General features: G+C 59.8%; 20 protein-coding genes and 1 tRNA gene. 11 read left to right on the top strand and 10 right to left on the bottom strand.

Going from position 1 to position 12853, the window contains the following annotated elements; all coding sequences use genetic code 11:
• Positions 1-44: 44 nt before the first annotated feature.
• On the bottom strand, positions 45-719 hold the full coding sequence (locus ACR3FF_RS13815) for a hypothetical protein (protein WP_458188660.1): 675 nt from the start codon (positions 717-719) through the stop codon (positions 45-47).
• Between the two features lie 74 nt (positions 720-793).
• Here ACR3FF_RS13815 and ACR3FF_RS13810 point away from each other — a divergent pair, with 74 nt between their 5' ends.
• The gene (locus ACR3FF_RS13810) at positions 794-1480 is read left to right on the top strand and encodes a VOC family protein (protein WP_458188659.1); all 687 of its coding nucleotides are present in this window, start codon (positions 794-796) and stop codon (positions 1478-1480) included.
• Here ACR3FF_RS13810 and ACR3FF_RS13805 read toward each other — a convergent pair.
• The 3 genes from ACR3FF_RS13805 to ACR3FF_RS13795 form a co-directional block, all read right to left on the bottom strand.
• Positions 1477-2250, bottom strand: a complete 774-nt coding sequence (locus ACR3FF_RS13805) for a helix-turn-helix transcriptional regulator (RefSeq protein WP_458188658.1) — start codon at positions 2248-2250, stop codon at positions 1477-1479. The two genes, ACR3FF_RS13810 and ACR3FF_RS13805, sit on opposite strands and share 4 nt — an antisense overlap.
• 234 nt (positions 2251-2484) lie before the next feature.
• Positions 2485-2775 carry a DUF5779 family protein gene (locus ACR3FF_RS13800; protein WP_458188657.1) on the bottom strand — a complete coding sequence of 97 codons (291 nt, stop codon included), beginning with the start codon at positions 2773-2775 and terminating at the stop codon, positions 2485-2487.
• A 38-nt stretch (positions 2776-2813) separates the two neighbouring features.
• Positions 2814-3266 carry a ferritin-like domain-containing protein gene (locus ACR3FF_RS13795; RefSeq protein ID WP_458188656.1) on the bottom strand — a complete coding sequence of 151 codons (453 nt, stop codon included), beginning with the start codon at positions 3264-3266 and terminating at the stop codon, positions 2814-2816.
• Between the two features lie 297 nt (positions 3267-3563).
• On the opposite strand from ACR3FF_RS13795, the gene ACR3FF_RS13790 reads away from it, so the two are divergent.
• Positions 3564-3788: a DUF7989 family protein gene (locus ACR3FF_RS13790; protein WP_458188655.1), complete on the top strand. Its 225-nt coding sequence runs from the start codon at positions 3564-3566 to the stop codon at positions 3786-3788.
• Between the two features lie 43 nt (positions 3789-3831).
• On the opposite strand, the gene ACR3FF_RS13785 is transcribed toward ACR3FF_RS13790, so the two are convergent.
• Complete coding sequence (locus tag ACR3FF_RS13785) at positions 3832-4065, bottom strand: DUF7563 family protein (protein WP_458188654.1); 234 nt, start codon at positions 4063-4065, stop codon at positions 3832-3834.
• A 224-nt stretch (positions 4066-4289) separates the two neighbouring features.
• Here ACR3FF_RS13785 and ACR3FF_RS13780 point away from each other — a divergent pair, with 224 nt between their 5' ends.
• Positions 4290-4445: a DUF7557 family protein gene (locus tag ACR3FF_RS13780; protein WP_458188653.1), complete on the top strand. Its 156-nt coding sequence runs from the start codon at positions 4290-4292 to the stop codon at positions 4443-4445.
• On the opposite strand, the gene ACR3FF_RS13775 is transcribed toward ACR3FF_RS13780, so the two are convergent.
• The 3 genes from ACR3FF_RS13775 to ACR3FF_RS13765 all read right to left on the bottom strand — a co-directional run bounded on the left by ACR3FF_RS13775 (position 4430) and on the right by ACR3FF_RS13765 (position 6146).
• A complete protein-coding gene (locus ACR3FF_RS13775; protein WP_458188652.1) occupies positions 4430-5032 on the bottom strand; it encodes a protein sorting system archaetidylserine decarboxylase in 603 nt (200 codons plus the stop codon). The two genes, ACR3FF_RS13780 and ACR3FF_RS13775, sit on opposite strands and share 16 nt — an antisense overlap.
• Positions 5032-5478, bottom strand: coding sequence for a DUF5799 family protein (locus tag ACR3FF_RS13770; protein WP_458188651.1), 447 nt, complete (start codon positions 5476-5478; stop codon positions 5032-5034). The genes ACR3FF_RS13775 and ACR3FF_RS13770 overlap by 1 nt, the downstream gene beginning before the upstream one ends.
• A 392-nt stretch (positions 5479-5870) precedes the next feature.
• Positions 5871-6146, bottom strand: coding sequence for a ribonuclease P protein component 4 (locus ACR3FF_RS13765; RefSeq protein ID WP_458188650.1), 276 nt, complete (start codon positions 6144-6146; stop codon positions 5871-5873).
• A 162-nt stretch (positions 6147-6308) separates the two neighbouring features.
• On the opposite strand from ACR3FF_RS13765, the gene ACR3FF_RS13760 reads away from it, so the two are divergent.
• Both ACR3FF_RS13760 and ACR3FF_RS13755 read left to right on the top strand, forming a co-directional pair.
• Positions 6309-7355: a glycosyltransferase family 4 protein gene (locus ACR3FF_RS13760; protein WP_458188649.1), complete on the top strand. Its 1047-nt coding sequence runs from the start codon at positions 6309-6311 to the stop codon at positions 7353-7355.
• Positions 7356-7396: 41 nt separating this feature from the next.
• Entirely contained in the window at positions 7397-8503 is a 1107-nt protein-coding gene (locus tag ACR3FF_RS13755; RefSeq protein WP_458188648.1) for a glycosyltransferase, read from the top strand.
• Here the strand turns inward: ACR3FF_RS13755 and ACR3FF_RS13750 are convergent.
• Positions 8500-9324 (bottom strand): HD domain-containing protein, encoded by an 825-nt coding sequence (locus tag ACR3FF_RS13750; RefSeq protein ID WP_458188647.1) that lies wholly within the window; start codon positions 9322-9324, stop codon positions 8500-8502. The two genes, ACR3FF_RS13755 and ACR3FF_RS13750, sit on opposite strands and share 4 nt — an antisense overlap.
• Positions 9325-9465: 141 nt before the next feature.
• On the opposite strand from ACR3FF_RS13750, the gene ACR3FF_RS13745 reads away from it, so the two are divergent.
• Together ACR3FF_RS13745 and ACR3FF_RS13740 are read left to right on the top strand one after the other, a co-directional pair.
• Positions 9466-9738, top strand: coding sequence for a Sec-independent protein translocase subunit TatA/TatB (locus tag ACR3FF_RS13745; protein ID WP_458188646.1), 273 nt, complete (start codon positions 9466-9468; stop codon positions 9736-9738).
• A 27-nt stretch (positions 9739-9765) separates the two neighbouring features.
• A tRNA-Arg gene (locus tag ACR3FF_RS13740) sits at positions 9766-9838 on the top strand.
• Positions 9839-10218: 380 nt separating this feature from the next.
• Here ACR3FF_RS13740 and ACR3FF_RS13735 read toward each other — a convergent pair.
• Positions 10219-10551 carry a DUF7289 family protein gene (locus ACR3FF_RS13735; RefSeq protein WP_458188645.1) on the bottom strand — a complete coding sequence of 111 codons (333 nt, stop codon included), beginning with the start codon at positions 10549-10551 and terminating at the stop codon, positions 10219-10221.
• Between the two features lie 177 nt (positions 10552-10728).
• Here ACR3FF_RS13735 and ACR3FF_RS13730 point away from each other — a divergent pair, with 177 nt between their 5' ends.
• From ACR3FF_RS13730 to ACR3FF_RS13715, 4 genes are all read left to right on the top strand, one after another.
• Entirely contained in the window at positions 10729-10860 is a 132-nt protein-coding gene (locus tag ACR3FF_RS13730) for a transporter (protein ID WP_458188644.1), read from the top strand.
• Between the two features lie 37 nt (positions 10861-10897).
• The gene (locus ACR3FF_RS13725) at positions 10898-11083 is read left to right on the top strand and encodes a TFIIB-type zinc ribbon-containing protein (protein WP_458188643.1); all 186 of its coding nucleotides are present in this window, start codon (positions 10898-10900) and stop codon (positions 11081-11083) included.
• A gap of 228 nt (positions 11084-11311) precedes the next feature.
• On the top strand, positions 11312-11749 hold the full coding sequence (locus ACR3FF_RS13720) for a right-handed parallel beta-helix repeat-containing protein (protein WP_458188642.1): 438 nt from the start codon (positions 11312-11314) through the stop codon (positions 11747-11749).
• Entirely contained in the window at positions 11707-12639 is a 933-nt protein-coding gene (locus ACR3FF_RS13715) for a right-handed parallel beta-helix repeat-containing protein (RefSeq protein WP_458188641.1), read from the top strand. Before ACR3FF_RS13720 ends, ACR3FF_RS13715 begins: the two co-directional genes overlap by 43 nt.
• The last annotated feature ends 214 nt before the right edge of the window (positions 12640-12853 follow it).

Here is a 12853-nt window from a genome sequence, read left to right as displayed (position 1 = left end):
TATGTGCGCCGAATACCAAAACCTATCGGGGTTCAGAAATGACTTCAGATTGGTGCGAAGCGGCGAACGGTCGATGCCAGCAACGAGGGGTACCGTCGACGAGAGCCACTGAGAGCGTCGGCGAGTGCGCCGGGCGCGTCGTCGAACACGCCTGCGCCGTGACCGACGAGTATACGGCGGGGAGTCAGCCCACGGAGTTCGTCCGGTGGGACCAATCGAACCATCGGGTGAACACCCAGTCGCTCTCGGCGAGTTCGAAAGTAATCAGCGGTTCCAACCGATTCCGGAACGACGAGCGTTCCACCCGCTTCGTCGTATAGCGCCGCCTCCTGCCAGGCAGGGTTGTCGAACAGTTTCAGCACCCGCATCCCCGTCTCGGCGAGTGTCGTGTCGAACCGGCGAACTGCGATCCCACTCACGCTTCGGCGCACCCACGTCGGAAGATACAGCGGAACGTCGTATCGCCGAGCGAGCACCTTCGCGTCGCGCATGTGGCGGCCGAGAAGGACTACGATACCCGCGACGTCGCCGAATTCGTCGAACAGGTCGTCGAGACCGGGGGCATCGACCGGGTCGACGAGCCAGACGTCACCTTCGACCGCGAGGGCGTGACTCGCTCGCTGCATCGTTTCGTCCGGATGTGCGAACCAGCCGACTCCACCATCCCACCGGTCGATCTCCTGGTACTCGGTCGGCTCGGCGGTTTCTTTGAGAGGCATACCATCACTAGAACCGAGTGAGGCATAAATCGACGGGGCGACGTTTTAAGCGCCGTCGCTGTGTATCTCGGACTATGCTCTCGGGGCTTCGGTGGTTGGCGCTGGAGGTGAAGTCTCTCGACCGTGCGCGGGAGTTCTACGAAACGCATCTGGACCTGCCAGTTCTGGAGGAGAGAGACGACGAGGTTACGTTGGGGGCAGACGACCACGCGCTCGTGCTTCGCCGACCGCAGGCCGTCCCTCGCGGCGGGCTTCACACTCACTACGCATTCTCGGCCCCGAAAGCGCAGTACGACGACTGGTACGACCGTCTATCGTCCGTTTTCGACCTCGTGGAACACGATTTCGCCTCAAGTCGGTCGTTGTACTTCTACGACCCCGACGGCAACTGCGTCGAAATCGGTGGCACCGACGCGAGCGGTGACGGTATCACGGGGATCTTCGAGATCGTCCTCGAAGTGGAAGACCTCGGGGAGGCCGAGCAGTTCTATTCCGACATCGGATTCGAAACGTACGACAGAGGTGCCGACAGGAAACGGGTTCGGATGGGCGGACCGTTCGACCTCGAACTCTGGGAACCCCACCTCGGTATCGCCGACGCTCGGGGAGGAGTCCACGTCGATATCGGGGTTCGTGCCGACTCCCCCGCGGCAGTTCGAGAGACGGTCGAAGACCGAGCCTGCCGTATCGAGACGGTCGAATCGGGTATCCGAATCCGTGACCCGGATGGACATTTCCTGACGGTCGTCGCCGACGATTAAACGTACTCCTCGACGGGGGGCGCGTCGCTCCAGACCTGTTCGAACAGCGACGTGCCCCAGCGACACGCACGCTCTGACTCTACGACGAACTCCGACCGAGTGTCGTACGAGCCATCGAGCGTCGGCAACGAAAGCAACAGACAGCCGTCCATCACGGCCAGGGCGAACGAGACGTCGGCGACCCGGATGTCGATGTCGTCGAACGTCTCTTCCTCGAACGTTTCGACGGAACGAAGGTCCGTGACGACGGCCGAATCCAGAACGAGGCGAGAGGCGCCGGACCCCGTTAGAAGTGCATCGGAGTAGCGTTCGCTGAATATCGGTGCGACAACCGACGCAGAGTCCGCCGTCTCGAGGCGGTTCTCGATTTCGCGAGCGGCCCGTGAAGGTTGTGTCTCGGTCGCACGGACGACGGTTCCGCCGGATAGTTTCGCGAGACGGTGTCGAAAGGGGACGGGAAGGGCGGTCACGTCGTGGTCGTTCCAGTAGTCGAGGTCCGTCTGGAGGACGTTCTCGGTCTGTTGCTGGCGCTCGATGAGCGCAGCGATTACCGAACCGGTTCCCGTCGCTGTCCACTGTTTCGATTCCTGTGTGTAGATTAGTCCGCAGTCCTCGAGTTCGGAGAGAGCGTTGTACACCGCAGACTCGCTCGCGAGACCGCACTCTAGAAGCTCTTGCGTCGGGGTGCAACCGTCGGCGATAGAGGATAAAACGTCTGTCCGCGCTCCAGAACGGAGCACGTACTCGACGAGTGACCGTTGTGTCTCCATGGCGATAGGGGCCCGTTGTGTTGGCTGGTTCTTTTTGGTATCGTTCTCTGGCGACGAAGCGTAAGATTCCAAACCCGATGGAGCGTTCTACGGCTCGAATAAATTTCTCGATGTGGAAATTGAATATTTATGTTCTTCGGTGTCTTTTCGCCGCACGGGCCACCCGGTGGCCCCTGCTGACGGACGGTGACGGTTGCGTCGCTCCACCGTGCCCTCCATTTTGTGCTGGCGTTTTCAGAGTTCGCTCGTGTCGATTTCCAGTTCGGGCGGTGAGATGATGAGGAACTTCCTGAAGTGGACGAGGTTCCCTCCGCGCTCTTTGACGGCTGGTGCGAGGTCGGCCGCGAGTTCGTTCAGGTCCCCGTCGATGGCGAGCACGAGGACGTTTCCGTGGTCTATCGCATCGATTCGTTTCGCAACTGGTGTCGTTCCGTCGAGGACCCCCAGCAAGATTCGCTCGCCAGCGGCGAAATCCATCTCCTGCTCAGCAGACTGCAAGTCAAGGTCGAAATCTGGGTTGCTCATAGAACGTTCCTCTCACCCCTCCGAGAAAAATCCTTGCCTTAGTCCTCGTACTCTCGTTTGAACCCGCGAAACTCCGTTCGGTGGGCCTCCTCGTCGGCGAGGATGGTCACGCCGAGGTCTTCGGTGACGGGGTCGTCTGCATCTCGGGCTGCTGAGATAAGCGACCGATACGTCTCGATGGCGTCCTCCTCTGCTTCGAGGACCCCGTCGATGACCGACAGTACGTCCGTGCTGTCTTCAGGGGGTTGCAGTCCTTCCTGTCGCGCCTCGAAGTCGTAGGAGGCGGGTGGGCGCTCGTCCAGTTGCTTGAGCCGCTGACCGATCATCTCTGCGTGGCCGAGTTCCTCCTGGATGTCGGTTTCGAGGCTCTCTCTCACCTCTTCGGCACTTACCCCTTCGAGGACGACGGAGTTCGTCAGGTAGTTCATAACCGTCTCGATTTCGTCGCCGTAGGCTTTTCGAAGAAGCCGAGTGACTTCTTGGTTCGTCATGCGCCTATCGATACGCGACGAATTCACCTTATCGTTGTGGCGAACATGTATGTCGGACGACCGTAGCCGCCTGGCAAAAGTTGCGTGCCACGAAAAGGTTATAACTACTCACACTCTCAGTATCGAAGTACGATGAGGCAGTTAGACACTCACTCGCACACGTTGGACGTGAGTGGCGCTGCTGTCGGTTCGGTTTTCATTGTAGGGGCCTGACGCCCCTCTCTACCCACCACACGACTCGAAGAATCGACAACCGACCGCAAGCCAACGGTACACCGAACGAGAAACAGACACACGATGACAGAAAAACGACAGACGATGCGAGAGATGGACCACACACAACCGAACACTGACAGCAACGCCCCCGGCTACTTCGACCGCGGGCCGCGATTGGCGACCGACGGAGGACAGACCAGACAGACGATGGCGGACGTCGCTCACACGCCGCCGTACGAAGCACCCGGCGCGAACCGGGTGTTCGAGCGCGGACACGAAGGCCGACGCAAGCGAGTATCGACCTGAAAAGAGCCCCGCTGGATTTTCACCGTCCCCCACCCCTTCTGACTCAGCGAAGCGGTTCTCGGCCACCGATGAGTTTTGCAGTGTCTACGTGCTCGGCCCGTGCACCACCTTTTTTGACCTCCGTGGCGGTCATGCATTCGAGGCACCCGAAGACCTCGTTTTCGTTGTTTCCGAACACGCGCGCGAAGTCGCGGGTCACGAACGACCCACAGCTTCGGCACCGATTTTCAGCGACGGTGTCGTTTCGACCAGTTATCCGGCTATCTGTCGTTGTCATAGTGAACCTCGGCGATACGTGTAACAAGAGCGTGGGTACTTTGTTATCCGGTCACTGTACATGAGAAAGCAACCCCTGTCGGTTCGAAAGATGGTGCTACGAAGCCAGTAACGGGTGATTACTCGGGGTGGACGCCGAATACGCCACCTCCCCAGTGAGGATACTACCGAGTGAAACAGTCGGGGCCTATGCTTTAATGACCCTCGCGGACATCTGTTATACTGATGCCTAAAATAACGCTCAACGAGGAGACCGTATCGCGTCTCGACAGCCTCCGGGTCGAAGACGAGTCGTATGACGAGATTATCACCGAACTCATCAACATCTACGAGGCAGAGGAGTTGACGCTGTTCCACGGCGGGGACTATTCGAGCGACTGATCCGACCGGGCGATGACCGTCTCACTCGCGCGAACTCGTTCTCCTTTCCCGACCACCACGTCCGTCACGTCGAACGACTCCGGGAGCAGTACGTCTGCGCGGCTACCGAAGGCGATGTGGCCGAGTCGTTCGCCGCGCGCCAGCGTGTCACCCGCTTCGACGTAGGGATGAATTCGGCGTGCGAACGCACCGGCGATGAGCGTCACGCCGTACTCCGGAAACTGGACGTGGACCTTTTCGTTTCTATCCGACTCCTTGGTGAACGCGGGACGGTGTTTACCGGGTTCGTGTTCGACCGACACGACCTCGCCAGCCAGCGGCGTGCGGTTTACGTGCACGTCGGTGACGTTCATGAACACGCCGACTCGAACCCGACTGTCTTCTTCTCGGACGACCGACACCCTGCCATCGGCGGGCGAGAGCACCCCCGCCGTAGGGACGGTGCGCTCCGGGTCACGGAAAAAGAGGAGTACCGCGACGCCCAGTGTGAGTGCGATCAGAGTTGCGAACGGCGAGAGGAAGCCAAGAGGGCCAGCGAGGACGAACGGCGGTGCGGCGTACCGCCACGCGTCGGGTGCGAACCGCATCACTCTTGAACTGCTTTACGGACGCGCTTCCACTTGTCTTTCGATTCCAGTCGCGCCTGCAGTTCGTCGGCGTACTCCTGGGCCAATCGCTCGGCGGCAGCGAGTCGGTCCTGGTCGATGCCGGCGTCGCCACCACCCAGTCCGAGCGCGTCTTTGACCGAACTGAAGACGCCCTTGCTCTCTTTCTTCGGGGATTTGCCCGCCATCGCGTTCATCTGCGACTGGATGTTCTCCATCTCGGGCATCACCTGTTTCACTTTGCTCGTGTCGGCGACGAGGGTCGCCTGTTCGTCGTCGTCCGGTTGGTGGATGTCGAACTCGACGGCGGTCATGATGAGCCCCCACTCCTGCCGGGAGAACTCCGAGTCGGCCACGCGCTGGGCGAACTCCCGGTCGACGGCCATCCTGTCCCCTACTATCATGTCCGTCCACTGTTGGCTGGTCATATCGGAGAATGAGGTGGCCCGAGACTTGGTGCTTTCGTCTGCCACGGCGGAGGGGGATGGTCGTGCCCGTGGACTCATCCTGGCCCTCGCTCGCGAACGAAACCGGAGATGCGAGACTCGGAAGCGACTGTAGATACGATGGGCGTGGGTGGGACATCGGTCGTCGAAGTGTCGTCACCGGTCACGTTTCGCTGTGAGGTGAGGGAAGCGGTTCGGCTCTATCCGGTCACGACCTTCGAAATGCTCTTTTCACGCTCTCGTCGCCGCCGAGCACCGCGAGAACGCGTCGAAACGAACGCCAGACGACGCCGAGAACGAACGTAACGACTCCATTCGGCGGGAGACCACTGCCGCAATCGAAACCGCCCGTTCGAGGCCGACGACCCGGTTCGTTAGTCGTATGGGTAGCGTTTCTGGTGGCCACAGTCGCAGGTAACGACGACGTGTCGGTCCTGTAATCGAACGCGGGCGTTCTTGCCGGGGCGGAGGTAGGCGTCACACGAATCGCACGTGAATCGCTTGAACTGGTCGGGTAACTGGAGTCGGTGACGCTCGGCGATTCGTCTGGCAAGGCGGACGTACTCACGAGCACGGTCGGCGTGACAGTCGGCGGCGGCGTCCCTTGCGAGTATTGCGAGACGCTCTATTCGCTCTTCGGCTACTGTCATTCGGAATGGGGGGGTGGGGGTTTCCGGGGCGAGACAGGACAAGGATAGAAGTTTCCTGTATTGCCCCATGCTGCCCATTCTCTTGCTCGAACAAATACTTTTTGGTCCTTCAACGAGGGCTTTCCGAAAGCGGTAATGGACGGCTAGTTCATAACTCGGCCAGTGCGTGCACTCAACTACCTCGAACTGGAATCCCGCCTGAACCGCAGCGGAATCGGAACCGCCACGAAACACCAGCGCAAGGCGCTCGCAGGGACTGACGTGGATGTCGTCACCTCGCCGTGGCGGGGTGGGAGCCCTGTTCACGCGCTGGCTTCCCGAGCGGTAGGGAGCCGTTTCTTCTCCGAGTTCGACGTCGCCCACTGCAACGTCATCGGGCCGGGGTCGGTCGCGGTCGCACGCCACGCCGAGCACGCCGGGATTCCGCTCGTCCTCCACGCACACGTGACGCGCGAGGACTTCGCGGAGAGCTTTCGCGGGTCCACGCTCGTCGGTCGGCCACTCGGTCGCTATCTGAAGTGGTTCTACTCACAGGCCGACCTCGTACTCTGTCCGAGCCAGTACACGAAGTCGGTGCTCGAATCGTATCCGGTAGACGCGCCGATTCGCCCGATGACCAACGGTGTGGACGTCGAATCGCTGGCGGGATTCGAGTCCCTGCGAGAGGTGTACCGTAACCGCTACGACCTGGATGGGATGGTCGTCTTCGCCATCGGCAACGTTTTCGAGCGCAAGGGTCTCACGACCTTCTGTCGACTCGCACAGGTCACGGACTACGAGTTCGCGTGGTTCGGCACGTATGACACCGGCCCGCACGCCAGTTCGACCGTCAGAAAGTGGACGAACGACCCACCCGAGAACGTTACCTTCACCGGCTGGGTCGAGGACAAACGCGGGGCGTTCGCGGCGGGCGACGTGTTCTGTTTCCCGGCGAAAGTCGAGAACCAGGGAATCGTCGTCCTCGAAGCGATGGCCTGCGGGAAGGCCGTCGTCCTCCGAGACATCCCCGTCTTCGACGAGTTCTACACCCACGGCGAGGATTGTTTGAAATGCGAGACCGAAGCCGAGTTCCGACGCGCGCTGGAGCTGCTCGCCCAGAATCCCGACCTGCGCGAGCGACTCGGTGAGAACGCGAGGGAGACGGCCAGCGAACACGGTCTGGACCGTGTCGGAGAGCAACTCGCGGAGACGTACCGAGAACTCGTCTAAAGTCACAAGCACTTAACACCCCCTACCCGAATCACCGGATAATGAGCCGATGGGTCGCCGCGTTCACGGATACGTATTTGCCGACGATAAACGGCGTAACCTACACGATACGGTCGTGGCGCGATTGCTGGGAACGAAACGAGGGGCGGATGGACGTGGTGTACCCCCGTGCTGATGGCTACACGCCGGAGAAAGGCGAACATCCCATCGGAAGTCTCCCCTTTCCGTTCTACGACGGGTATCGTCTCGGCACACCCCGCGTTCCGAAGGCGGTGCGCGACGCCGACATCGTTCACTCACACACCCCGTTCGCCATCGGACTCGGCGGCCTCCGACTCGCCCGGAAAGACGACCGCCCGTTCGTGACCTCCTACCACACGCCGACGGGCGAGTACGCGGACTACCTCATCTCGAACGATTCGGCTGCGAGATACGTCGAACGCGCGTCGGTTGCCTACGAACGCTGGTTCTTCGACCACTCTGACGCCGTGCTCACGCCGAGCGAAGCCACGAAACGACACGTCGTCGAGTCGGTGGGCGTCGACGCCCCGGTTCACGTGGTCTCGAACGGGGTCGACGTCGAACGATTTCATCCCGTCGAAATCGCGGATTTCGTTCGGGAGTACGACCTCGATGGCGACGAACCACTCGTCGGCTACACCGGTCGTCACGGCTTCGAAAAGCGTCTCTCGGAACTCCTCACGGCAGCAGACGGGATGGACGTCACCCTCGTCTTCGGTGGCGACGGCCCCGCTCGTGAGTCACTGGAGAATCAGGCCCGGGAGTGTGACGTCGACGTGCGGTTTCTCGGATTCCTGGACCGCGACGAGATGCCTGCTTTCTACTCCTCGCTGGACGTGTTCGCGTTTCCGAGTCCGGTCGAAACGCAGGGGCTCGTCGCACTGGAGGCGAACGCCTGTGGTACTCCCGTCGTCGGCGCGAACGCCGGTGCGCTGGCGAACACCATCGTTGACGGGGAGACGGGGTATCATTTCGAGAGCGGTGACGTGGACGGATTCCGCGACGCTATCGAACGAGCGTTGGCGGAACCTGACCGGCTCCGGGAAGCGTGCCTGGCCCGGCGTGAGGAAATCAGCGTCGAGCGGGCGGTCGAAGAGCTGGCGCAGGTGTACGAGAGCGTCGCCTAGAGTTCCATTCGTTCGACGATGTTGTCGGTCCCCTCGCGGACGTTCAGGGCGACGATTCGGATGTCGTCTTCCAGCCCGGATTTGTGGAGTTTCGCCTTGAGAAGGTTGTCGACCTGATAGACGCCTGCCGCGTTCAACATCTCGATTTCTACGAGCACGGGGACGGTATCTCCCTGCCGAAGCGTCACTCGCTGGATGGCCTGACTGGAGACGGTGTTGATTCCCCGCCCGCCCTTCTCGTAGGGGATGCGCGAGCGGCCGTGTTCCATATCGAGTGCATCTGCGACGCGGATTACGCCCGCTTCGGTCGTGAGCGGGTCTTCTTCGGTATGGTGACAGAGGATTGCGTGGAGTATCTCACCTTTCATCCGAACTGACTCCGAGGTGTCGTAGAAGTTCGGGAGCACTCGGTCTAGCACGTCCGCCGCGAGCGGAATCGAGTAGTAAGAGTGAGAGTCCCGGTGGACGATGTGACCGATGTCGTGGAGCGCCGCCGCGAACGCGACGATGACGCTCTCGTCTTCTTCGTCCAGCCCCTGGTCTGCTGCCCCGTTGAACTCGACGCCGCCGCGTTTCAGCAGGTCGTAGAGCAGGAGGGCGCGATTGCGCACGATTTCGATGTGTTTTCTCCCGTGGTCGTTGTATCCCTTGCGTGCGACGGCGTTGACGTTCTGCGCTTCGAGGTAGGTCTGAATCTCGACATCGTTGTCGATGAACTCCAACACCTCGTTTAGCTTCTCGTCCGGGAAGGCGTGGTCTGCCGACGGGTCGTAGGCCCGTTGTCCCTCTTCCGTCTGTCGTTCCATTTCGAAATCGTCCATGGTGGAACCTCTCGTTCCGACGCAAAAAGCCCTCGGGCAACGGGGGAAATCACTCCGCATTTCGCGTCGAACGGGTGACAGGCCTGAACCGTGCAGTAGCAAAAAGCCTATAATTGCCAACCGGTAAGCAATAGGTAGAGGATGTACGAAACGATACCACTATTCGGGCCGGTCCCTGGCGGGATGGAACTCGCGGTGATTCTACTCATCGCGGTGCTCCTGTTCGGTGCCAACAAAATTCCGAAACTCGCTCGCTCGACGGGAGAGGCGATGGGCGAGTTCAAGAAAGGACGACAGGAAGTCGAGGACGAACTCCGTGAGATGCAAGACTCGGGGTCCTCTTCGAGCAGCACGCGCGAGTTCGACGACGAACCGGAGACGCGCGTCGACACCGAGACGGAATCCAACGAGTAAGTCGTCTTTCTACACCATTTTCGTGGCGGGCGTGTGGCCTAGCGGATAGGGCGAGAGGTTCCTAACCTCTCGACCGCGGGTTCGAATCCCGCCACGCCCGTGCAGCGAACGACGTGAGCGAACCGGCGGTTCTCTTCCCGCCGTGCCCGTGTTCTCAGCGCACCCGTCTGTCACGACGAGAGAGACCCCAACGACCTCCCTCGATACAATCTGTGAACGTCACCACGACGACCACGTCGTTCTCGTCCCGAGTGTACCACGACTCGCATCGGAAACCGCCCCGTCGGAGTACATCGATTCGGAACAACACCGCGGACGCCGTCGTTTTTCTCGGATTATCCATCACGAATAGCAACCTTCTTTCGAAAATATGAGTGGAAACCGAGAGAGTCGTAGCCTATATTTACAAAAGCGATACTCCATATATATATAATTTTAATAAAATCATTTGATGTATTGATGAATAAAGGTATTCAATGGCTAGTGACGAGTCCTCACTTCGACCTTGCTTCCGTCGTCGGGGTCGATTTCGACCCGCATCCACCCATCGTTCGAGCGAAGGAGCGTTCGACCGTCGTCTTCGACGCCGAGGTGTACCTCCTGGGTGTTAGTGTCTCCGATTCCGACCAGACTGGCCTTGGAATCGAATTGCGTCATCGCGTGTTCCGCGCTGTCGAGTTCGGTCGCGCGCTTCGAGTCGTCCAGCATCGACGACCCGAAGGTGACGATGAGTCCCGTTCCCGCGAGCGTCACGGCGAGCAAGAGGACGACGCCCAGGGTCTCTGACTGGGCACGGGTCGGGGAAATGGTCACATCGCTTTCTCGTTCGTCATAGGTAATAAACATCCGCACAATTATATAAAAAATATCACGTTCGGTGGCGATGTTGGTTTGGACTTTCACGCTGGATGCTCTCTTCTCTGACTGCTCTTCGACGGTACTTGCACACGAAACCACAACCAGTTCCCCGATAGACGAGTACTGTCGAACATGGCTCGAACTTCGACGCTCGTCATGCTCGCTGGTGTCGTGATGTTCTTCATTCCCGAACCGATAACGTCCGGTCTCGCCATCCTCGTCATCCTGGCGGGTGTGGCGATGCGCCTGCTCAGTAGTTCGTGACGCGGTTTTAAGCCCATTCGCGTAGAATTGTTTTCGGATGGGACTGTTCGACGCAGTAAGACGAATTTTCACGATAGAGGGAGAGGAGTACCGCTGTCGTCGCTGTAGTCGGGAATTCGCGTACTCCGTCGAGTTGCCGGACTTACACTGCCCGTACTGTGACTCGGCGGACATCGAGCGATTGGAATCGTCCGAGGACGAAGACACCGACACGCCGGGATGAATATCTTGTGGTTCAAACGCACATTCGTCCTAAGTCATACTTCTATTAATCTACTATTGTCGACTCGGTAGTAAATACCCGAGAGTCACGTGACTCACTCGGAGGCACGGATGATATGAAACGCCCCGCTGCAGTGGTCGTATCGTTACTGATAGTAAGCTCTCTGTTCGCCGTCGGAACGTTCGCCGCAGAGAGTAGCACGTCCGACGGCGTGACGGAGATAAATTCGTGTACCGTCATCGAATCTCTGGGAACCTACGTCCTCACCGAGGACATCGAAAACAGCAGTACGACCGACTGTATCAACATTCGGTCGAGCGACGTCGTGCTGGACGACAGGGCCACACCGTCGATGCCGAGCACGACTACGTCGATGGTTACCGTCACGCGCGCCGGCGCACGGACGAACTCACCGTCAAGAACGTCGTCGTCACCGACTGGCAGAACGGAATCACGCTCGAGACCGACGACAATAGACTCGAAAACGTGACCGTCACCGACAACGCCGTCGGTGTCGTACTTCGAGGCACAGACGATACCGTACTCGCGAACAGTACGGTCTCGAACAACCGCCGACACTCGCCGGACGGTTCGGGTTCGGTATCCGTGTCGTCGTCGACTCCATGTACTACGAAGAGGACGACGTCGCCTCGAACGTCACGATAACCGGGCCCGACGTCTCGAAGAACTACGCCGGCATTGCGGCGACGGGAAGCGGCCACACCATCGAGAACAACAGCATCTACGCGAACGGTGGCGGTCCGCACTGGGTCAAGAATGGTGGTATTCGGCTGACCAAGGCGACTGATACACACGTCGTCGAAAACCAGGTCGAAGACAACGACCTGTACGTCGGTCCGCTCTCAGTGCTCCCGGTTCGAGACACCGTTCTACGGAACAACACGGTATCGAACGCGACGCTGTACGCGGAGCACGCACCGAACACGACCTTCGTCGGCAATCACGTTCGCTCCATTCCCGAGTCCGGCATCGTCGTCGGCTGGAATGCGAGCGGTAGCCGCGTCTTAGACAACGTCGTCGAGAACGCGATGAACGGCGTTCGCATCGCTACTGCGGGACGACCCGGTAGCGTGCTCGTCAGTGGAAACGTACAGCACCACAACGAAGACGGGATAGAAGTGGACAATTCGAACGGTACCGTTCGGGTTCTCGGGAACCGTCTCGTGGACAACACGAACGGCATCCGCGTCGGCCCCGCATTCGACGCGAAGTGCACAGAAATCCACTTCAACGTCATCGCGGGCAACGAGAAGTTCGGCGTCCTGAACGAGGACGCCGACGGGGTCGTAAACGCGACCCGTAACCACTGGGGTGCGAGCAACGGACCATCGAGCGCGGACGGTTCGGGCGACGAGTGCGTAAGCAACGAGAGCGAGAGTTCGCTCGAAGACCCGGTCACCGGTCGTCTCGCTGACGGTAACGGCGACGCGGTTTCGCAGGGTCCGACTGCTGGCGTCGCGTACGTTCACTTCGACCCGTGGCTCTCGACGGACGAGAAGACCACCAGTGAGGAGGGTAGCGACGAGAACGCCTAACCGGTCTCGTTCGCTCGGAATCACCACCAAAATTCATACTACTTCTTGACGAACGTCTCCCCGTGTTCGAATCAGACGAGTCTTTCGTCGCCGCCTGAGGGTGTCATAGAACGATTAGCACACCAAAGAGCAGGGTGAACGCTGATGTGGAATGAGTTCAGCGACCCTGCAAGATGATCCTTCGGTAGAGTCCTTCTTCAATGTCGTGGAGACA

This window comes from Haladaptatus ordinarius (assembly GCF_054177595.1).
The sequence above is the reverse complement of the archived record's forward strand: the minus strand, read 5'-3'. Positions and strand labels throughout refer to the sequence as shown.